18 protein-coding genes are annotated in these 18,568 nt (G+C 71.6%); 6 read left to right on the top strand and 12 right to left on the bottom strand.

All coding sequences use genetic code 11. The features are described 5' to 3' along the window. Positions 1–9: 9 nt before the first annotated feature. The 3 genes from ACSHXN_RS05340 to ACSHXN_RS05330 form a co-directional block, all read right to left on the bottom strand. A complete protein-coding gene (locus ACSHXN_RS05340; RefSeq protein ID WP_355138316.1) occupies positions 10–315 on the bottom strand; it encodes a YkvA family protein in 306 nt (101 codons plus the stop codon). Between the two features lie 127 nt (positions 316–442). Next, positions 443–829, bottom strand: a complete 387-nt coding sequence (locus tag ACSHXN_RS05335) for a hypothetical protein (protein WP_355138224.1) — start codon at positions 827–829, stop codon at positions 443–445. Positions 830–1,218: 389 nt separating this feature from the next. Continuing rightward, entirely contained in the window at positions 1,219–2,139 is a 921-nt protein-coding gene (locus ACSHXN_RS05330; protein ID WP_355138226.1) for a MurR/RpiR family transcriptional regulator, read from the bottom strand. A gap of 185 nt (positions 2,140–2,324) precedes the next feature. Between ACSHXN_RS05330 and ACSHXN_RS05325 the strand changes: the two genes are divergently transcribed. After that, positions 2,325–2,714, top strand: coding sequence for a hypothetical protein (locus tag ACSHXN_RS05325; RefSeq protein WP_355138228.1), 390 nt, complete (start codon positions 2,325–2,327; stop codon positions 2,712–2,714). Positions 2,715–2,873: 159 nt separating this feature from the next. Further along, the gene (locus ACSHXN_RS05320) at positions 2,874–3,887 is read left to right on the top strand and encodes an alpha/beta hydrolase (protein ID WP_438306432.1); all 1,014 of its coding nucleotides are present in this window, start codon (positions 2,874–2,876) and stop codon (positions 3,885–3,887) included. A gap of 83 nt (positions 3,888–3,970) precedes the next feature. On the opposite strand, the gene ACSHXN_RS05315 is transcribed toward ACSHXN_RS05320, so the two are convergent. Then, positions 3,971–4,804: a hypothetical protein gene (locus tag ACSHXN_RS05315; RefSeq protein WP_355138230.1), complete on the bottom strand. Its 834-nt coding sequence runs from the start codon at positions 4,802–4,804 to the stop codon at positions 3,971–3,973. Positions 4,805–4,948: 144 nt separating this feature from the next. Here ACSHXN_RS05315 and ACSHXN_RS05310 point away from each other — a divergent pair, with 144 nt between their 5' ends. Continuing rightward, positions 4,949–5,932, top strand: coding sequence for an aldo/keto reductase (locus ACSHXN_RS05310; RefSeq protein ID WP_383358852.1), 984 nt, complete (start codon positions 4,949–4,951; stop codon positions 5,930–5,932). Between the two features lie 58 nt (positions 5,933–5,990). Here ACSHXN_RS05310 and ACSHXN_RS05305 read toward each other — a convergent pair whose 3' ends face one another. Continuing rightward, positions 5,991–6,389: a hypothetical protein gene (locus ACSHXN_RS05305; protein ID WP_356110386.1), complete on the bottom strand. Its 399-nt coding sequence runs from the start codon at positions 6,387–6,389 to the stop codon at positions 5,991–5,993. A gap of 328 nt (positions 6,390–6,717) precedes the next feature. Beyond that, a complete protein-coding gene (locus ACSHXN_RS05300) occupies positions 6,718–7,005 on the bottom strand; it encodes a hypothetical protein (RefSeq protein ID WP_355138236.1) in 288 nt (95 codons plus the stop codon). A 250-nt stretch (positions 7,006–7,255) separates the two neighbouring features. On the opposite strand from ACSHXN_RS05300, the gene tgmA reads away from it, so the two are divergent. Continuing rightward, entirely contained in the window at positions 7,256–7,447 is a 192-nt protein-coding gene (gene tgmA / locus ACSHXN_RS05295) for a putative ATP-grasp-modified RiPP (protein ID WP_355800203.1), read from the top strand. A gap of 13 nt (positions 7,448–7,460) precedes the next feature. Further along, positions 7,461–8,417 (top strand): ATP-grasp ribosomal peptide maturase, encoded by a 957-nt coding sequence (gene tgmB, locus ACSHXN_RS05290; protein WP_438302734.1) that lies wholly within the window; start codon positions 7,461–7,463, stop codon positions 8,415–8,417. A gap of 122 nt (positions 8,418–8,539) precedes the next feature. On the opposite strand, the gene ACSHXN_RS05285 is transcribed toward tgmB, so the two are convergent. Continuing rightward, on the bottom strand, positions 8,540–10,114 hold the full coding sequence (locus tag ACSHXN_RS05285) for a serine/threonine-protein kinase (protein ID WP_355138242.1): 1,575 nt from the start codon (positions 10,112–10,114) through the stop codon (positions 8,540–8,542). Between the two features lie 161 nt (positions 10,115–10,275). Continuing rightward, positions 10,276–11,508, bottom strand: coding sequence for a 4-hydroxybenzoate 3-monooxygenase (locus ACSHXN_RS05280; RefSeq protein ID WP_438302733.1), 1,233 nt, complete (start codon positions 11,506–11,508; stop codon positions 10,276–10,278). Positions 11,509–11,660: 152 nt separating this feature from the next. On the opposite strand from ACSHXN_RS05280, the gene ACSHXN_RS05275 reads away from it, so the two are divergent. Next, the gene (locus ACSHXN_RS05275; RefSeq protein ID WP_438302732.1) at positions 11,661–13,127 is read left to right on the top strand and encodes a serine hydrolase; all 1,467 of its coding nucleotides are present in this window, start codon (positions 11,661–11,663) and stop codon (positions 13,125–13,127) included. A gap of 607 nt (positions 13,128–13,734) precedes the next feature. Here the strand turns inward: ACSHXN_RS05275 and ACSHXN_RS05270 are convergent. The 4 genes from ACSHXN_RS05270 to ACSHXN_RS05255 form a co-directional block, all read right to left on the bottom strand. Further along, positions 13,735–14,694 (bottom strand): threonine/serine dehydratase, encoded by a 960-nt coding sequence (locus tag ACSHXN_RS05270; protein ID WP_356110427.1) that lies wholly within the window; start codon positions 14,692–14,694, stop codon positions 13,735–13,737. A gap of 267 nt (positions 14,695–14,961) precedes the next feature. After that, positions 14,962–15,312, bottom strand: coding sequence for a UBP-type zinc finger domain-containing protein (locus ACSHXN_RS05265; RefSeq protein ID WP_355800195.1), 351 nt, complete (start codon positions 15,310–15,312; stop codon positions 14,962–14,964). Beyond that, positions 15,309–16,793, bottom strand: coding sequence for an ATP-binding protein (locus ACSHXN_RS05260; protein ID WP_383358864.1), 1,485 nt, complete (start codon positions 16,791–16,793; stop codon positions 15,309–15,311). Before ACSHXN_RS05260 ends, ACSHXN_RS05265 begins: the two co-directional genes overlap by 4 nt. 38 nt (positions 16,794–16,831) lie before the next feature. Further along, positions 16,832–18,511 carry an FAD-dependent oxidoreductase gene (locus ACSHXN_RS05255; protein WP_355138248.1) on the bottom strand — a complete coding sequence of 560 codons (1,680 nt, stop codon included), beginning with the start codon at positions 18,509–18,511 and terminating at the stop codon, positions 16,832–16,834. Between the last annotated feature and the right edge of the window lie 57 nt (positions 18,512–18,568).

The following is an 18,568-nucleotide window of genomic DNA, read 5'->3' as shown; positions in this document are numbered from 1 at the left end:
CGGCACCCGTCAGTCGGACAACGCGCCGTCGCCGCGCCCGGGTTCCCGTACCGGCAGGGCGGAGCGCATCGACCTGAGGGCCAGCAGCAGCACGCCGATGTCGTCCAGATAAACCGGGTCGGGCAGCAGATCGGTCGGCAGCACGAGATACAGGACCGCGCCCCAGAAGACCCATCGGGGACCGGTCGGCAGCCCGGCGCGACGAAGGTCGCGGCGGGTGCGGACCAGCCGCAGCAGCACCGCGAGCGCCAAGCCCAGCAAGGCGGCGGCGAGGACCGCGACGACGGCGATCACAGTCCAGGTCGAGGAGTCCATGTGCAGCTCTCCGGGCATCCGTAGGAGTCGTCCTGATCATACGGATGCCCGGCTTCGCGGCGGACAGTGCCCGCGCTCGTCCGAACGGGCCGTCCGGTCGCGGAAGAAGAGGCCGTGCGCCTCGTCGTCAGTGGCCGGCGCCTGCCGCGCTGCTCTGCAGCAACGCCATGCTCACCGCCCGCACGCTGCGTGCGATGTGCTGGAGCTGCATGACCTCGGCGGCGTACAGCCTGATGGTGTGTTCGATGACCGCCTCGGGCAGACCGAGCGCGGGCAGTTCCACGCGGGCCGTCTGCAGCGCCGTCCGGGCCACCCGCATCTCGTGCTGGACCTGGATCCGGGCGTGCCGGGCGAGCAGGACGGGGTGGCGGATCAGCGCCGGATAGCCGGCGTAGCGCGCGGGCACGAGCTCGCGCAGCCACTTGACGGCCGATCGCTCCCAGTCGTAGCTGCCGGGCGTCTTGACCTGGCACGGCCAGTCCGAGCTGATCGGCGAGTACGTCGTCAAGGCCATGGTCTTCGCTTCCGGGTCACGTCGGCTCGGGTCGGTGCGGCGACTTCGGGGGCGGCTCCTGACCAGGGGATGTCCGGAGTCGCCGCCATGGACGCCCGCGCAGCGGGGCCCGGCCGGGCACCCGACGCCCGTGGGCAGGAGCGGACGGCGGTGGGTGTCCGTACGGCGCGACCCGGAGATCCGGGTCGCGATCCGCGAGAAGTATTTATATATACCGTGTGATACGCAAGGACATGGAAAAATTCATCCGGGGTTTGTGGTGAAACATCCCGCGTGCCGTCGCCTCCGGTTCGGAGGGTGTGGGTCGTTCCCGACGGGCCGGTGATGAACAAGGGGCAGCGGGGCCGGACCGGCGTTCCGCGTTCCCCGGGCTGACTCCGGCCCGGGTGTCAGTCCCTGACGAAGAACTGGTGCTGTTCGGCGATCTGCTCGTATTCCTCGAGCCGCGCCTGTGTCCGTTCCGGATCGGCGTCCGTCATGGCCTGCAGAAGGGCCGCGGCCATCACACCGGGGGCGGCGTAGGAGTCGAAGACCAGACGCGAACCGGTGCCCGTCGCGAAGACGACGTCGGCCTCGTCGGCGAGCGGACCCAGCCCCAGATCCGTGATCAGGGCGACCTTGAGCCCCGCGCCGCGCGCGACCCGCACCGCGGTCAGCGTCTCCTGGGCGTGCCGGGGCATCCCGAAGGCCAGCACCCAGGTCCCGCCGGCCTCCCGGGACTGCAGCAGCGAGTCGTAGGCCACGCTGCCGCCGCGTGTCACCAGGCGCACGTCCGGGTGGATGCGCCGCGCCCCGTACGCGAAGTACTCGGCGAGCGAACCGGAGATCCTCAGGCCCAGCACGGTCAGGGGCGTCGACTCCGACAGCGCGCGGCCGACACGGATCACCTCGTCCGGGTCGGCGAAGTCCCTGCGCAGGTTCTCGAGGTTCTCGATCTCGCCGTCCACGGCCGCCTGCAGCTCGTTGCCGCGGTGCTCGGCGGGGGTGCCCGGGCTGCCCAGCGCGCTCAGGGCGATGGTCTGCAGCTTCTCCCGCAACGCGGGGTAACCGCTGAAGCCGACGGCGGTGGCGAAACGCGTCACCGACGGCTGGCTGACGCCCACCCGCTCGGCCAGGTCCGTGATCGACAGGAAGGCGGCCTCGGTGATGTGCTCGATCAGGTACTGGGCGATCCGGCGGTGCCCGGGGGACAGCCGCGGACCATCGAACAACTCCCTGAGCTGGGACGTCGGTGCAGCGTCGGCCTCCGGGGCCGTCTTGCCCGCAGTGATCGCAGACGCCTGCGCACGTGCCTGCTGGGGCGATGACACCGGACCTCCTCCTGTGTGTCCCGAGAACCTTCAACATAGCTCACGGAAGGCGCTGACCAGGGCCCTTACCGGTCAGATCGCGACAGGCACGGCCGACAGGCGGGGCCGCCGCTTCGGCCGTACCGTCGTGCATGGGGGTATCGGGGGTGGGTACCCGCGTCGGTCACCTGATGAGAGGAGCGGCCGTGAACTCGCCCGTAGCGCACGCACCACAGGTCGAAGTGGTGGTCAGCGGCTGTTCGGCGTCGGACGCCGGGAGCCTGTTCGCCGAACTGTGCCGGCATTTCTCCTCGGACCGCAGGGCCGAGGACACGCCCCACGAGACCGCGGGATCCCGGCCCACCATGTGGACCGGGACGTTCGACACCTCGGGCGTCCCGGGTACGCCCGAGCAGCCGGCCCCGCCGCCGTCCCTGTCGGGTCCGGTCAAGGCCGAACTGCAGGGTGAGCCCCGCGCGGTGGAGCGGCTGCGCCACGCCCTGGACGAGATGTTCGTCGTCCACCAACTGGGCGTGGTCGCCGGAGACCAGGAGGTCGACGTCGAGCTGCGGCTGGAGAGCCGGGGCAGGGACTGAACCTCGCCCGGGGCGGACAGAAGGAAGGCTTGCCGGGACCCGGGGCCGGAACGAGGACGCGTACCGGGGCCGACCGCCGGTGGGCGGTGGTGCCGGGGCCCTGCCGGCACTCATCGACGTACAGGTCGCACGGAGCGGCCCCGACCCGAGGGAGCAGCCCTGACCACCCGGCCGACCACCTCCCGGACCGCCGCGGACCACGACGCCCCGTGTCCGCCGCCGCCCCTCGACCCCGAGCTGGCGGCGGTTCTGGAGCCGATCGCCGACCGCCTGCCGCCGGGCTTCCCGCCCGAGGCGATCCCGGAGATCCGCGCGGGTCTGGTCGTGCCGCCACCCACGGACGAGGACCTGGGCCGCGGCGGGGTCTTCGAGATCGAGGAGCGGACGGTGCCGGGACCGCCCGGGGCGCCGGACGTCTCCCTGCTCGTGTGCCGGCCGGCACACGCGGGCGGTCCGCTGCCCGCCGTCTACCACATGCACGGCGGGGGCATGATCACCGGGAACAACAGAATGGGCGTCGACGAGATGCTCGACCTGTCCGAGGAACTGGGGCTCGTCGTGGTCTCCGTGGAGTACCGCCTCGCCCCGGAGCACCCGCACCCCGCCCCGGTCGAGGACTGCTACGCCGGTCTGGTGTGGACGGCCGAGAACGCGAGGGGACTCGGCGTCGACCCGGAGCGGATCGTCGTGGCCGGGGGAAGCGCGGGCGGCGGACTCACCGCGGCACTGGCCCTGCTCGCCAGGGACCGCGGCGGCCCGGCCGTCTTCGGCCAGATGCTGCTGTGCCCCATGCTCGACGACCGCAACGACTCCTGTTCCGCCCGGCAGATGGCGGGGCACGGCGTCTGGGACCGCACGGCGAACGAGACCGCCTGGGGTGCGCTGCTGGGCGACGCCCGCGGTGGCCCCGATGTGTCGCCCTATGCCGCACCGGCCCGCGCCACCGATCTGTCCGGCCTGCCGCCCGCCTTCATCGACGTCGGTTCCGCGGAGACCTTCCGGGACGAGGACGTCGCCTATGCGGCCCGGATCTGGCAGGCGGGCGGACGTGCCGAACTCCATGTGTGGCCGGGCGGGTTCCACGGCTTCGACGGCCTCGCGCCGAAGGCATCCCTCTCCCGCGAGGCACGTGCGGCCAGGGAGAACTGGCTGCGCAGACTGCTCGGCACCTGACGCGTCCGGGGCGGCGCCGTCCCGGGCCGAGCGAGCCGCCCGAACCGGTGCACCGCCGCCGCATGAACGGGCGGCCGGAGAGGTCAGACCGGCCGGGCCCGCAGGAACCGCTGCAGCGAGGCCGTCATCGCCACGGCGAAGGACTCGCGGGTCGCCTCGGGCACCCGGTCAAGGGAGAGATACGGGTTCAGGTCCTCCAACTCGACCAGCAGGAGGTCGCCGTCCCGGGTGCGGCAGGCGTCGACGCGCTGGACGCCGTGGTCCAGGGTGTTCCAGTCGATGAAACCCCGGGCGAAGGAGAGGTCGGCCTCCGTCGGCTCGTAGGGTTCGAGGACCCAGCGCCGCTCGGGGTCGGGAGCGTGGAGGGCGTACTGGAAGGCGTCGTCCACGTAGTAGAACGAGACCTCGTAGCGGAAGTCGATCCGCGGCTGCACCAGGACGTCGCCCCAGGCCAGGTCGCGCAGCCGGTCCCACGGCACGAAGTCGAGGCCGATGGAGTCCGCTCCCGCCTTGGGCTTGACCGCGTACAGGTCGCTCGTGGGCAGCCGCCGAAGGTCCTCGGGCCGGTCGACCGTGGGTATGACCGGGTGTCCGGCCCCGGTCAGGTCGAGCAGGTACTGCTTGCCGGCCATGTCCGCCCGGCCGGTGAGCGGGTTGTACACACGCGCGCCGCGCGCCAGGGCCCGCGCGCGGAAATCGTCGTACGCCGCCCGGTAGTGCAGCACCGGCCCGCTGTTGCGCACCACGACGGCGTCGAAGCCGTCCATCAGCGCCGCGGCCGCCAGGGGATGGCACAGGGCGATGTCGAAGTCCGCGCGCAGCCGGGAGGTGAGGGCGATGTCCTCGTCGCAGTAACGCCGGCCGCGGGCCGGGTAGGACAGATCGGTCACGTACAGAAGGCGGGGGCGGGCGGGCATGGGCGGGCTTCTCCTCGGTCGGCGGCCACCAATCTAGTCCGCGTGCCTCGCGGCCCGCTCGCCCCGGCCGGTGGTCGCTCGAAGCCGCGGCGCGCAGGACGGGGCGTTCGCGGCACCGGCGGGTGCGGATGACAGACTGGCCGCATGGAAGAGCGAGAATTCGGCAGGTCGGGGCAGCACGCGTCGGTCATCGGCCTCGGCACATGGCAGTTGGGCGCGGACTGGGGCGACGTCGACGACAAGGACGCCCACGAGGTGCTGGAGGCGGCGGCGGAGTCCGGCGTGACCTTCTTCGACACCGCGGACGTGTACGGCGACGGGCGCAGCGAGCAGACCATCGCCGCTTTCCTGCTGGGCAGGCCCGATCTGCATGTGCTGGTGGCGACCAAGATGGGCCGCCGCCTGGACCAGATCCCCCAGAACTACGTCCTGGACAACTTCCGCGCCTGGAACGACCGCTCCCGGCGCAACCTCGGCGTCGACCGTATCGACCTGGTGCAGCTGCACTGCCCGCCGACGCCCGTGTACTCCTCCGACGAGGTCTACGACGCCCTCGACACCCTGGTCGAGGAGGGCCGCATCGCCGCGTACGGCGTGAGCGTGGAGACCTGTGACGAGGCGCTGACCGCGATCGCCCGGCCGAACGTGGCGAGCGTGCAGATCATCCTCAACCCCTTCCGGATGAAGCCGCTGCGGGAGGTCCTCCCGGCCGCCCAGCGGGCCGGCGTGGGCATCATCGCCCGGGTGCCGCTGGCCTCCGGTCTGCTGTCCGGGAAGTACACGAAGGACACGGTCTTCGCCGCGAACGACCACCGCTCCTACAACCGGCACGGTGAAGCCTTCGACCAGGGCGAGACGTTCTCCGGCGTCGACTTCGCCACCGGTGTGGAGGCGGCGGCGGAGTTCGCCGCGCTCGCCCCGGAGGGCTTCACCCCGGCCCAGCTTGCGCTGGCCTGGGTCGTCCAGCAGCCCGGCGTGACCACGGTGATCCCGGGCGCGCGCTCGGCGGACCAGGCCCGTGCCAACGCGACCGTCGCCAAGCTTCCCGCACTTCCGCAGGACACCCTGGACGCGATCCAGGACCTCTACGACCGGCGGATCAAGGAGCAGGTCGAGAGCCGCTGGTAGGTGCGTGGGGGAGACCGGCCGGCGGCGCGTCCCCGGCCGGTCGGCCCTCGACCGACCGTCATCGGCCGTCGGCGGGTAGCGACGGAGCGCGGGCGTTCCACACGTCGTCGTACCTTCGGACGACGGCGCGGAGCTCGCGCGCGCCACGAGATGACATGGCCTGCAGCACGATCTCCAGGAGAGCGCGGGATTCCAGGGGGTTGCCGCAGCAGTCCCCGTGCACATCGCCCGACTCGTGGTCGAGCCACAGCCGGCGCAGTGGGAGCTTGACGTAGGCCCTCCATGCGTGAACGGCCCTGGTGACGTCTCCTGGTTGCAGATGGTTCCAGGTGTGCTCGAGGCGGGCGATCTCGGACAGCGCACGCTGTGACAGACCGTCGATGACCGCCCTTGTGTCGCCGTTCCGGGGCCGCCGGGGAAGGGCGGCTCGGATGTGCCCCGGCCGTCTACGCGGCATGGGCCTTTCGCGTTGTCGTCATGCCGCACATGCTGCCACGAGCCGGCCGGGCCCTCGACCGAATTCCCTTGCCGGGCCGGGCCGGACGAGTGCGGTTCCCCTCAGGAACCGCCCGTCCAGGAACTGCCCGTCGGCGCCGGCCTGCACCGCGAAGAACTGCCCGCAGTCGTCAGGAGCGCTCACATCATGGCGACGACCGGTGAGCAACTCCCCCCGGAGCGGCCACCGTTGCCCGGGCGCGCAGGGGACGGTGCCGGCGAGGGGTGTGACCGCTGACGCGGCACCGACGCAACGCCGGGGGTGCACCTCCGCACCCCGGCCCCGTCCGTCATGCCGTCAGGAACGACGCTGCCGTGCGGTATGTCGCGCGTGCGGCGGCGCGTACCCGGTAGGTCGTCTTGGCCCGGTCGACCACCGGGTCACCGAGCACGATCCGGCCCGCCGCGTGCAGCGCGTCGCACTCCTCCGTGGGCAGCGCCACCGGACGCCCGTCGGACTGCCAGCGGCCCCAACGGCGCCGCCCGTTGGCGTGCACCGTGAGGAAGACCGGCTCGTGCTGGTTCGTGATCAGGCGCAGCACGTCGGCGGCACGGGCACTGAGCCGAGGGCGCGTCATGGGCGGTCAGCCTTTCGGGGCACGGGCGGCGGCGTCCGGCCGGGGAGGGGCGGATGATCTTCGGTTCGCATTGTTGCCGAGGGCACTGACAGCGTGTGTCCGGCTTGTAGGGACGTCACTCGGCGCCGTGCGGTTGTCTCCGGGCAATGTGACGACCTTCACCCTGATGTGGCGGAAAGTAGTGAATTCCTTACGCCAGGAAGACGTAAAGGTCTGGGACGAGGCATGCCGAAAAACGCGGAGGTTTCCCGTGCGACCGTTCACCCTCAACTACGCCCGGCCCCGGGTGCTTCCCGCTGTGGTGACGCCGTACCGCTACGACTCCTCGATGCAGTTGAACGTGCTTTCCGACGGCCGTCCCGCCGTGAGCGACCGCGAGCTGCTGCTGGCGGCCGGCACGACGACGTCGACCGCCGGTTCACAGACCCATTTCGACGACTGACGGCGGTACCCGGATGACGGTACTCATCCTCACATCGGAGCAGGACGTGACCGCCGACATGGTGGTGGCGGAGCTGCATCTGGGCAGCGTGCCCGTGATGCGCCTCGATCCCGCGGACGTCCCCGGCAAGGCGGTGCTGTCCGCCGACTACGCCCATGGCGACTTCGACGGCCATCTGTCGGTCAACGGACAGGTCCTGAGCATGCGGGGCCTGCGTTCGGTATGGGTGCGCCGGCCGGGCGAGCCGGCAGCGCATGCGAGCGAGTCCTCGTCATGGCTGACCGCCGAGACGCGGCAGGCCCTGTACGGCATGCTGTACTCCGCCCCGACACGGTGGATGAACCACCCTCGCAACGCCGACCAGGCCCGGTACAAGCCGTGGCAGTTGCGGATCGCCCACCTCAGCGGCTTCGCCGTGCCGCCGACCGTCATCACCACCGCCCCGCGGGTGGCCCAGCAGTTCGCCGAGGAGTACCGGGACGTGGTCGTGAAGTCGGCCTCGGGGCCGCCGCCCGGCGACCCCGCGTCGGCCCTGCCGACCACGCTCGTCGGACCCGGCGCCGACTTCTCCACCGTCGCGGCCGGTCCCGCGCTGCTGCAGCGCTACGTTTCCAAGAGCGCCGACATCCGGTTGACCTGTGTGGGGCCCCGGCTGTTCGGCGCCCGCAAGAGGTCGGCACCCGGACAGGTCGACGGACGGTACGGCGACACAGGGCACGCATGGCAGACCACGCCGGTGCCCGACCGCATCGTGAAGTCCGTGCAGGAGTACCTGGCGTTGTCCGGACTCGCCTATGCGGCCTTCGACTTCGCGGAGGACGAGGACGGGCTGTGGTGGTTCCTCGAGTGCAACCAGGCAGGGCAGTTCGGCTTCGTCGAACTGGAGACGGGTCAGCCGATCGCGGAGGCGGTCGCACTGTGGCTCGCCGGGCGCGCGGGGGAGCGCCGCGCCCCGGAGAGCCGTGGGTGAAATGCCGATCGGGCCTCATCGGTGATCGGCACCGCGGCCCTCATGACTTCTGTGGTCCGGTCCGCACGGGGGCGCGGACCGGGCCGCAGAACGGCGGGACACGCGTGACGTCCGGCGCACCGTCACGACCCCGTCGGGCGGAAGGTCCGCAGGAAGACCTTCAGTGCCTGCTGATCGACCGCTTGACCGGCGTCGGCGGCGGGGGTGGTCCAGCGCAGGGAGAAGCCGCGGCCGTCGCCGACGAGGAAGCCGCGGCCGAAGGTGTGCACGCGGACCCCGTCCACCGTGGACAGCCACTCCATGTCCGCACCCTTGTGGCCCTGGTAGATGACGGGCCTGATGTCGCCCAGCCGTGCGTAGCCGGCGTAGGTGCCCTTCAGGGACGGCTCCAGGCTCTGCCAGACGGCCACCGGGTCCGGAGCGAGGCGCACGCCGGAGGTGACCGTCAGTGTGCGCGGATCACCGCTCGCACCGAACGTCACCCGGTAGGTGTCCTCGGCGGCGCTCTCCGTACGGACGCGTTGCCATCCCTGCGGCAGACTGACGGAGAAGCCCTCCGGAGCCACATGGCGGCCGAAGCCCACGTTCGGGTCACCGGTGGTGCCGGACGAGGGCGGTGTCTGACGATCGGTGCCCCCGCCCGTCGGATCGGCAGGCGGCGCGGGCACCCCGGAACGTGACGGACCGGTACCGGCCGCCGATGTGCCGCCGCCGTCCGGTCGGCCCGCCGCGACGAGGAGGGCCACGGAGGCCGCGACCACAAGGCCGGCGCCCACCAGCACCGAGCGGCGCACCGACGGTCCGCTCCCTGCCGGCCCCGCTCGGTGGACGAACGGCCACGCGTCCCGAAGACGCGGCAGCGGCGTCTCGTGCGTGGGCTCGTCCGGTTCCTCGTTCAGGACGCGTGTCAGCGAGGCACGCACCGCCGGTTCCGGCACCCGTTCCAGGGCGTCGCGGCGCAGCAGTCCGGTGACGGCCGGAGCGAGCGGACCGGCGTTCACCGGGTGGCGAAACGGCAGCCGGTCGACCGCGCGCAGTGTGGATTCGACCGTCCCCCGGTCCTTGACCGGCGCGCGGCCCTCCACCATCGCGTACAAGAGCGCTCCGAGGGCCCACTGGTCCGCCGCCGGTCCCGCGCTCGATCCGCGGGCCTGCTCGGGAGCGACGTAGGAGGGGGCGGTGACCCGCTGGGTGACGGACGCGCCGATCAGCCCGAAGCCCGTCACCACGACGGTGCCGCCCTCCTGCACGAACACCTGGCCGGGGCTCAGGTCTCCATGGGTCGCCCCGCGGCGGTGGGCGGCCTCCAGCACATCGAGGATGCCGAGGCCGATCCTGGCGGCCCACACGTGGTCGAGGGGGCCGCGGGCCAGGATCACCCCCAGAGGCGTGCCGTCGATCCGCTCCGTCACGGTCCACAGGACACCGTGGTCCTCGACGACGTCGAGGACCACGGCGACCCGGCCGGGACACAGCAGTTCCATGGCCCCCGACTCGCGCAGGATCCGGGCGACGGTGCGCCGCACGGTGTCCTCGGGCCGAACGGGTGCCAGGCGCGACCCGGTGAGCGACACCGGCCGCCCGGACTCCACGTCCTCACCGACCCAGACGGACCGTCCCTCCTCGTCGTGGACGGCCGCGAGCGCCCGGTACCGCCCGGCGATCAACTCTTGTGTGTGGAGCTGCCCGTGGTCCATCGTCATCCTTCGCTGCGCACCGGACTCTCCGTTTCCCGGTTGTACGGCGGACGTGACGGTGGGTGTTCAAAGGATGGCGATTTCCACGGCGGGATTTTCCCGGCCGCGCTCTCGTCCGCCTGTACGTGCGAAAACGCGACTCTTGACTACCCGTCAGTAGGTTACCCACGGTTACTGTCGCCACCCGCGCCGATGTACGACTCGGCGAACGCGGCCGCCGCGACGGGGGAGTCGAACAGCCGCCGCAGCCGGGCGCCGGCGTTGCCGGCCCGGAAGGGGTCCTGCGAGGACGGTCCGTGCAGCAGCTCCGCGAACCACTCGGAGAACTCCTGGTACTCCCACACCCGGCGCAGACAGGCGGCGGAGTAGCCGCGCAGCCCGCCGGCGTCGCCCTCGCGGAAGTACGCGATGAGGGCGTCGGCGAGTGTCAGCGCGTCGTACAGGGCCAGGTTCATGCCCTTCGCAGCGATCGGTGCCACCAGGTGGGCGGCGTCGCCCGCGAGGAACAGCCTTCCGTACGTCATGGGCTGCACCACGTAGTTGTGCATGTCCAGCACGCGCTTCTCGATCAACCGCCCCTCGGTCAGCGGTGCGGCACCCGCCACGGACAGCCGTGCGCGCAGTTCGGACCAGACCCGCTCGTGGGGCCAGTTCCCGGCGTCGTCGCCCGGCGGGCACTCGAGGTAGTACCGCGTGACCTGCGGGCTGCGGGCCATGTGCGCGGCGAAACCGCGGGGATGGACCCCGAAGACCACGCAGTCCGACGACGGCGGCGCCTGCGCGAGCAGAGCCAGCCAGCCCACGCCGTAGTCGAGCCGCGCCGTGTGTGCGCGCCCGGGCGGCAGCGAGGCCCGGGTCACGCCGCGGGCGCCGTCGCAGCCGGCGATCACCTCGCAGGTGATCCGGCGGCGCTCGCCCGAGTCGGGGTCCGTGTACGACACCGAGGGCGTCTCGCCGTCGACGTCGTGCAACTCCACGTCCCGAACGCCGAACCGGATGTCACCGCCCTTGGTGTCCGCGTACTCCCGGACCAGATCCGTGACGAGCAGCGGCTGAGGATAGACGAAGTGGCGGTGGCCGGACACCCGCGTGTAGCCGAACCTGAACCGCTCGCCGCCGATGCGGAACTCGCACTCCGTGTGCGTCTGCGCCCGTTCCAGCAGACGTGCGGCCAGACCGTGGCGCTCCAGCGCGCGCACCGCCCATTCCTCGATGAACCCGGCCCGGGGCCGTTGTTCGATGAACTGCCTGCTCTCGGCCTCGAGGACGACGCAGTCGACGCAGGCGCTCCGCAGGACGTTGGCGAGGGCCAGCCCGGCGGGGCCCGCGCCGACTATGACGACGGGGACGTGCTGACCGGATGGGGGGAAGGGCGTGGGGGAAGAGTCGATCACCCGATCATTATGGCGGTGCACCGTCAACCGCCCGACGTCGTGGCCGAGTTGGTTTCCGGCGCCGCGACACCGATCCTCACCATGGACAGGCCGGGGCCCCGGCGGAAGGATGGCGCGTACAGCGAACCGCTGCGTTTCAGGAGGCCAGCCGCATGAGGACCCGCCCATTGCCCGTCAGTACCCCCGCCGAGCAGGGGGTGGACGCCTGCGGGATCCAGGGGTTCCTCGATGCCGTCGAGACGGCTTCCGACATCGAGCCCCACAGCCTCATGATCCTGCGCCACGGTCACCTGGTCGCCTCGGGCTGGTGGGCACCGTACACCGCCGGACGCCTCCACCTGCTGTACTCCCTCAGCAAGAGCTTCACCTCGACGGCGGCCGGAGTGGCCGTCGCCGAAGGACTGCTCGATCTCGACGCGCCCGTCGTCTCGTACTTCCCGGAGTTCCAGGCGGACATCACCGACCCGCGCAGCCGCGCCATGCTGGTCCGGCACATCGCCTCCATGGCCAGCGGGCACCTCGCCGAGACCGACGCCGAGGCCTTCGGGCGCGACCGCGCCGAACCCGTGCGTGGCTTCCTGCTGATCCCCCCGGACCGCGATCCCGGTACCGTCTTCGCGTACAACCAGCCCACGACCTACACGCTGGCCGCGCTCGTGCAGCGGCTGTCCGGCCAGTCGTTGACCGAATACCTGCGTCCGAGGATCCTCGATCCGCTGGGCATCGGCGAGTTCTCCTGGATCCAGCATCCGCGCGGCCGGGACCTCGGGTTCAGCGGACTGCACGCCACCACGGACGCGATCGCCCGGCTGGGGCTGCTGTACCTGCAGGACGGCGTCTGGGAGGGCAGGCGACTGCTGCCGTCCTCCTGGGTGGCGCAGGCGTCCCGGTCGCACATCTCCAACGCCGACGGGACGGCCGAGGGCGCCGCCTCGGACTGGCAGCAGGGCTACGGCTTCCAGTTCTGGATGTCACGGCACGGGTACCGGGGCGACGGGGCGTACGGTCAGTTCTGCGTCGTCCTGCCCGAGCACGACACCGTCATCGCGACGACCGCGGCGACCGAGCAGACGCAGAAACTCCTCGACGCGATGTGGCGTCATCTGCTGCCCGCCCTCGGTCCCGCCCCGCTCGCCGACCGCGCCGAGGAGGACAAGGCGCTCCAGGAACGCCTCGACCGGCTGGCGCTGCCACCGGTGGCAGCGGACCCCCGGCCGCCGGCCGGCCCCGGACCCTGGCGCGACGCCCGTTTCACCCCCTTGGGCGGCCGCTCGGCGGACCAGCCGACGCTGACGGAGGTCGAGGTCACCGAGGCGGACGGCGCCTGGACGGTTGCGCTCGTGGAGGGGGAGGAGCGACTCGCCCTGCGCCTTCCCGACTCGGGATGGGCCGTCGACGAGGGCAAGGTCCCCACGGCGGTGAGCGGCGGCTGGACGGCCCCGGGCACCCTGCACATCGACGTCGTCTTCCTGGAGACGCCGCATCGTCTGACGGTGCACTGCGCACTGGACGACGGCACCTTCATGGCCCGTTGGCACACGACCCCCCTGAACGGCGGCCCGCTGCGCCGCCGTCGGGCGCCCCTCACCTCCCGGGAGGGCTCGGCACCACGCGGATGACGGCGGCGGTGACGTCGGCCCGGCAGCCCGCCTCCATTGTGTGGCCGACCGGTGCGCGGGCGTCGGTGCGCGCTTCGGGGTCGTGGCGTCCCGGGGCCGCCCGAAGCCGGGCGGCATCGGGCGGATACCGTCACAGTCCGTCGGTGCAGAGCAGCGGACGACCGGCCATGAGGGGGCCGGCAGTCCCGGATCTGTGGAGTCGCCGGCCCGGTGTCGGCGCCCAGCCGGGCAGTCGGCGCGTCGTGCCGGCCGATGTCGTCGGTCAGCGTCATGCCCGTTCCCTCTTCGGGCAGCCGGCAGGCCCGGAGGTCACCGGCCCAGGCGCTCCGGACGCCCGGCGGCACCGGCGACAAACGCGCAGGGCGGGGGTGTCCTCCTCGGACGAGGCCAGGGCGCTCACCGCCCGGCCCGCACGAACGGCCGCCTCCTGGAGCGTCGCCGGCGGCACAGCGTCCTCCCGCAGCCGTGCGGCCAGGACCGATGCGGCGCGGAACGCGGGCTGCGCCGCGCCGCAGTGCCGGCAGACGCCGTCGGGGGCCACCGTTCCGCCGCAGCGGACACACCCCGTGTCCTCGACCGTCGAGGGGGCATCCTGCCGTGTTCCCGGTCAGCGCAGCCCGAAGCGGTCGGCCCATCCCACGATGTCCGCGACGGTCGCGTTGCGGCCGCAGACCACCAGACCCAGCCGGGCTTCGTCACCGACACGCTCCCGCACCTGCCGGGCCGCGGGGAGCAGACAGCCCGCGGCGGGTTCCGTCCACACCCCGGCGTGCTCGGCCAGTTCCAGACTGCCGCGGACCGCGTCCCGGTCCGATACCACCAGGACCTCGGTGACCAGGGTCGACGCATGGTCGTACGTCAGCTGGGAGACCGACGGTGCGCTGAGCGTGGTCACGACCGAGGACAGCTCGACCGGTACCGGACCGCCCGCTGCCAGCGCGCGGGACATGGCCTCCGCACCCTCCGTCTCCACCCCCCATACCCGGATACCGCGCCGCAGGGCGTGCAGCGCCGCCGCCACGCCCGTGATCAGCCCGCCGCCCCCGACGCTCACCAGAACATCGGTCAACTCGCCCGCGTCCTCGGCGAACTCGAGGCCGACGGTGCCCTGTCCGGCGATCACCTCCGGGTCGTCGAACGGGTGCACAAGAGTGAGCCCTTCGCCCCGCAACCGTCCGGTGAGCGCGAACGCCTCGTCCATCCCGTCCGTCAGATGCAGCGAGGCGCCCGCCGACTCCACGATCTCGACCGATCGCGCGGGCGCGGTCCGCGGCATCACGACCGTCGCCTTCACCTCCAGCGCGGCGGCCATGACGGCGAGCGCGATTCCGTGGTTGCCGCCGCTGACCGCCACCACCCCCGCGGTCCGCTCCCGCTCGCCGAGCGTGAGCAGCCGTGCCGTCGCACCCCGCGCCTTGAAGGAACCGGTGCGCTGCAGCAGTTCGAGCTTGGCGGTCACGGGGGCGCCGAGCAGTGCGGTGAGCCCGGGGCTCTCCACCGTCGGCGTGCGTACGACGTGTCCGGCGATCCGCTCCGCGGCCGCGTGAATGTCCGAGATCCCGATCAACGCCCCTGCCTCCCAGGACAGTTCCATCCGCCACGATGCGGCTGTCGTTCCGCCTCCAGCCTCGCATGTGCGGGCGCGGGAAATCCGGTGACCGCGACTTCCGGGGCGGCCGGCTCGCGGGAGAAGGGCAGGGGCACCCCGTCGTGGCGCGCGCACTGCCGGGGACAGGCAGGTCGTATACGGTCAGCGGGCCTGCCTGTCCCCGGCAGCGAGTCCTCGAGCCTTCCTCGGTCTTTCTCTCAGCCGACGTGTTCCGGACGACAGGCCCTAGCGGAGCGTCTCCGCCCAGTCGGCCGGTACCCGACCCTCCGGCCCGGGCACGGGCTGGTCCTCGGGGTGGCAGGCCGGGGGAGCCAGATCCGGCCCGGACTCGTACAGCTGGGACGTGGTGAAGTCCCAGAACCAGCCTTCGTCCGGCTCGAAGCTGCGGATCACCGGATGCCCGGTGGCGTGGAAGTGGGCAGTGGCGTGCTTGGCCGGAGAGTCGTCGCAGCAGCCGATGTGCCCGCACTGCGCGCACCGCCGCAGATGGAACCACCAACCGCCGGCCTCGTTGCACTCCACACAGCCACTGCCGCTCGGCGGGACGCCGGGCTCGATTCCGTTCACAGTGCTCATCTTGCCTCCGGTGACGATTCGGGAGCCGGCTGGAGTTCGGCGCTCTGCTCGACGACGTCGGCCTCCGTGGCGGTCAGTGGCAGCCGCACCTGGAACCGTGTGTCGCCCGGCACCGACTGGACGTCCAGGCTGCCGTGGTGCTTGTTGGCGATGATGCGCCAGGAGATGTCCAGGCCGAGCCCGGTTCCCTGACCCACCGGCTTGGTGGTGAAGAAGGGGTCGAAGATGCGGTTGCGGATCTCCGGCGGCACACCGGGGCCTGTGTCGCAGAACTCCACGAGCAGCCGGTCGCGGTCGCGCGACGTCCGCACGGTCAGCGTGCCGTCACCGCCCGATTCCTCCATGGCCGAGACCGCGTTGTCGATGATGTTCGTCCACACCTGGTTGAGCTCGCCGGGGTAGGCGGGAATGCTCGGCAGGGTGCGGTCGTACTCCTTGGCCACGGTGATCCGCCGGCCGATCTTCCCGGAAAGCATCAGCAGGGTGCTGTCGAGAAGTTCGTGGACGTCGACGACCTGGTACGGCGCCCGGTCGAGCTGGGAGTACTGCCGGGCGGCATTGACCAGGGTGGACACCCGGGTCGTGGAGTCCTCGATCTCGTTCATGAGCAGCTCGGTCTCGACCGTGTAGTTGAGCCACCGGATCGCGCTTTCCAGCGCCCCCTCCTCGACGGCCGCCTCGACCTGGTCCAGCCAGTCGGTGTCGAGGCCCGCCTGGACGAACGTGGGAGCCAGCTGCCAGCCGCCCTGGATGCCGTGGTCCTCGAGCCAGTCGCCGATCGCGTCCTCACGGTCGGACGCCTCCAGCGGACTGACCGGCATGGCCTTGGCGACCTGTTCCGCCGTCCGCTCCTGGATGTCGACCAGGGTCAGCAGCGCCTCCGGCTCGTACCGGCCGGCGGCGATCATGCCCAGTTTGTGCCGCATCCCGGCGACCCGCTCGCGCAGCGCCGCCGTCGCGCTCACGGCGGCCGCGGCAGGGTTGTTGAGCTCATGGGTGAGCCCCGCGGACAGGGAACCGAGTGCCAGCAGCCGCTCCCGCTGGTTGATGATCTGCTGCGTGTTCTTGTTGCCGAAGAACAGGCCCTCCAGCAGATGCACCGCCATCGGGAACCAGTCCCGCATGACCGAGGAAAAGGTCTCGGAGGGCAGGACGAAGAACCGCGACGGTTCGGTCACCCGCATCGATCCGTTGTACGTCGCCCCCCGGGCCCGCTCGCCCAGATACGCCTGGAAGGCGCCCGCGTACACCCCTCGCTGTGACGTCCGGGAGATCTCCACGTCGTCGGAGCCGACACGGCGGTACATCACCACCGTGCCGCTCAGCAGGACGAAGAAACACGTGGCCGGTTCGCCCTCGGTGTACACCGGGCCGGGTTCGAACAGTTCCACCCGGCCCTCGCGGCACAGCCGCGCCAACTGGTCGTCGGTGAGCTTCTCGAACAGGAAGAGCGTCTTGAGCTCCTCCTTGTCGCAGGTCATCGTCCGGCCGCCCACGCACCGCTCCCCGTCCTGTGGATTCATGACTGCTCCAGATACCGGTGGACGAGCATCACGGCCATGGCCCCCTCACCGACCGCGGAGGCGACCCGCTTGGCGGACTCGGCACGTGCGTCGCCCGCGACGAACACACCGGGGACATTGGTCTCCAGATGGTACGGAGGCCGTTCGAGCTCCCAGCTCGGCGGCGGCTGCCCGTCGCAGGTCATGTCGGGACCGGTCAGGATGAACCCGTGCTCGTCCCGCAGCACGGTCCCTTCCAGCCACTCCGTCAGCGGGGCGGCCCCGATGAACACGAACAGCCACTGCGCGTCGACCAGTTCGGTGTGCCCGGTGACCACGTCGCGCAGTGTCAACTGCTCCAGGTGGTCGGTGCCGTGCGCCGCGTCCACCACCGTTCCGGTGCGCACCGAGATGTTGGGGGACTCGGCGATCTGCTGGATCAGATAGTGCGACATGGAGGCGGACAACGACTCGCCCCGGACGAGCACGGTGACCGACTTGGCGCCCCGGGCGAGGTACATCGCCGCCTGCCCGGCCGAGTTGGCGCCGCCGACGATGTAGACGTCCTGGCCCGAACAGGCGGGGGCCTCCGTCAGTGCCGAACCGTAGAAGACACCGCACCCCGTCAGCTTCTCGAGGCCGGGGGCCCTGAGCTGCCGGTAGGTCACGCCGGTCGCCAGGATCACGCTGTGCGCCGAGATCGCCGGGCCGTCCGAGAACCGCACGATGCGCGCCGACCCGTTGACCTCCAGAGAGCACACCTCCCGTGCGGTGAGGATCTCGGCGCCGAACTTCTTCGCCTGGCGGCGGGCCCGGTCGGTCAGCTGCGCGCCGGACACTCCGTCCGGGAAACCGAGGTAGTTCTCGATGCGGGAGCTCTGCCCGGCCTGGCCGCCGGTCGCCGACCGCTCCACGAGCAGCGTCCGCAGGCCCTCCGACGCGCCGTACAGGGCGGCCCCGAGGCCGGCGGGACCGCCGCCGATGACGATCAGGTCGTAGAACTCCGCGGTGGGTGTCGTGGCCAGCCCGACGTGGGACGCGAGTTCCTGTTCGCCCGGTTCGAGCAGGGGCGTGCCGTCCGGGGTGACGACGAGCGGCAGGCGGTCCCCGCCGTGTCCGGCTGCCGCCAGCAGCCGCTGCCCCTCGGGCGTGTCGACCGAGTACCAGCGGTAGGGAACCTGGTTGCGGGCGAGGAACTCCCGTACCTCGGACGACCGCGCCGACCAGCGGTGCCCCACCACCTTCGTGCTCGGCACCGGACGGTAGTCCGAGGTCCGCCACGCCTCCAGCAGATCGTCCAGGACGGGGTAGAGCTTCTCCTCCGGCGGGTCCCACGGCTTGAGCAGGTAGTGGTCGAGGTCGATGACGTTGATCGCGTCGATGGCCGCGCTGGTGTCCGCGTACGCGGTGAGCAGCACCCGGCGCGCACCGGGATAGACGTCCAGGGCCTGTTCCAGGAATTCGATGCCGTTCATCTCGGGCATCCGGTAGTCGGCCATGATCACGGCCACCAGATCGCCCCGCAGCTTCAACTCCCGCAGGGCCTCGAGGGCGCTCTCGCCGGACTCGGCGCGCACGATGCGGTAGGACTCGCCGTACCGGCGCCGCAGGTCGCGCGCCACGGCACGCGACACCCCGGGGTCGTCGTCCACAGTCAGGATGACGGTCCGTGCAGCTGCGCTGGCAGCCTGTGCCATAAAGTCTCCCACCCCGAACTCATCGGCGTCTCGCCCATCGTATGTTCGATCGTCCGG

The sequence above is a fragment of the Streptomyces sp. HUAS TT11 genome, from assembly GCF_051553595.1.
Taxonomy (GTDB): domain Bacteria; phylum Actinomycetota; class Actinomycetes; order Streptomycetales; family Streptomycetaceae; genus Streptomyces.
Note: the sequence above shows the minus strand (reverse complement) of the source record. Positions and strands in the feature narration are given on the sequence as shown.

What these genes read in the sequence shown, in the direction of transcription:
- ACSHXN_RS05315 (WP_355138230.1), bottom strand. Translation starts at nt 4,804, where the DNA reads ATGCCCGCCCGCCCCCGCCTTCTGTACGTGACCGATCTGTCCTACCCG.
- ACSHXN_RS05275 (WP_438302732.1), top strand. Translation starts at nt 11,661, where the DNA reads ATGAGGACCCGCCCATTGCCCGTCAGTACCCCCGCCGAGCAGGGGGTG.
- ACSHXN_RS05310 (WP_383358852.1), top strand. Translation starts at nt 4,949, where the DNA reads ATGGAAGAGCGAGAATTCGGCAGGTCGGGGCAGCACGCGTCGGTCATC.
- ACSHXN_RS05335 (WP_355138224.1), bottom strand. Translation starts at nt 829, where the DNA reads ATGGCCTTGACGACGTACTCGCCGATCAGCTCGGACTGGCCGTGCCAG.
- ACSHXN_RS05300 (WP_355138236.1), bottom strand. Translation starts at nt 7,005, where the DNA reads ATGACGCGCCCTCGGCTCAGTGCCCGTGCCGCCGACGTGCTGCGCCTG.
- ACSHXN_RS05255 (WP_355138248.1), bottom strand. Translation starts at nt 18,511, where the DNA reads ATGGCACAGGCTGCCAGCGCAGCTGCACGGACCGTCATCCTGACTGTG.
- ACSHXN_RS05340 (WP_355138316.1), bottom strand. Translation starts at nt 315, where the DNA reads ATGGACTCCTCGACCTGGACTGTGATCGCCGTCGTCGCGGTCCTCGCC.
- ACSHXN_RS05265 (WP_355800195.1), bottom strand. Translation starts at nt 15,312, where the DNA reads ATGAGCACTGTGAACGGAATCGAGCCCGGCGTCCCGCCGAGCGGCAGT.
- tgmB (WP_438302734.1), top strand. Translation starts at nt 7,461, where the DNA reads ATGACGGTACTCATCCTCACATCGGAGCAGGACGTGACCGCCGACATG.
- ACSHXN_RS05260 (WP_383358864.1), bottom strand. Translation starts at nt 16,793, where the DNA reads ATGACCTGCGACAAGGAGGAGCTCAAGACGCTCTTCCTGTTCGAGAAG.
- ACSHXN_RS05305 (WP_356110386.1), bottom strand. Translation starts at nt 6,389, where the DNA reads ATGCCGCGTAGACGGCCGGGGCACATCCGAGCCGCCCTTCCCCGGCGG.
- ACSHXN_RS05285 (WP_355138242.1), bottom strand. Translation starts at nt 10,114, where the DNA reads ATGGACCACGGGCAGCTCCACACACAAGAGTTGATCGCCGGGCGGTAC.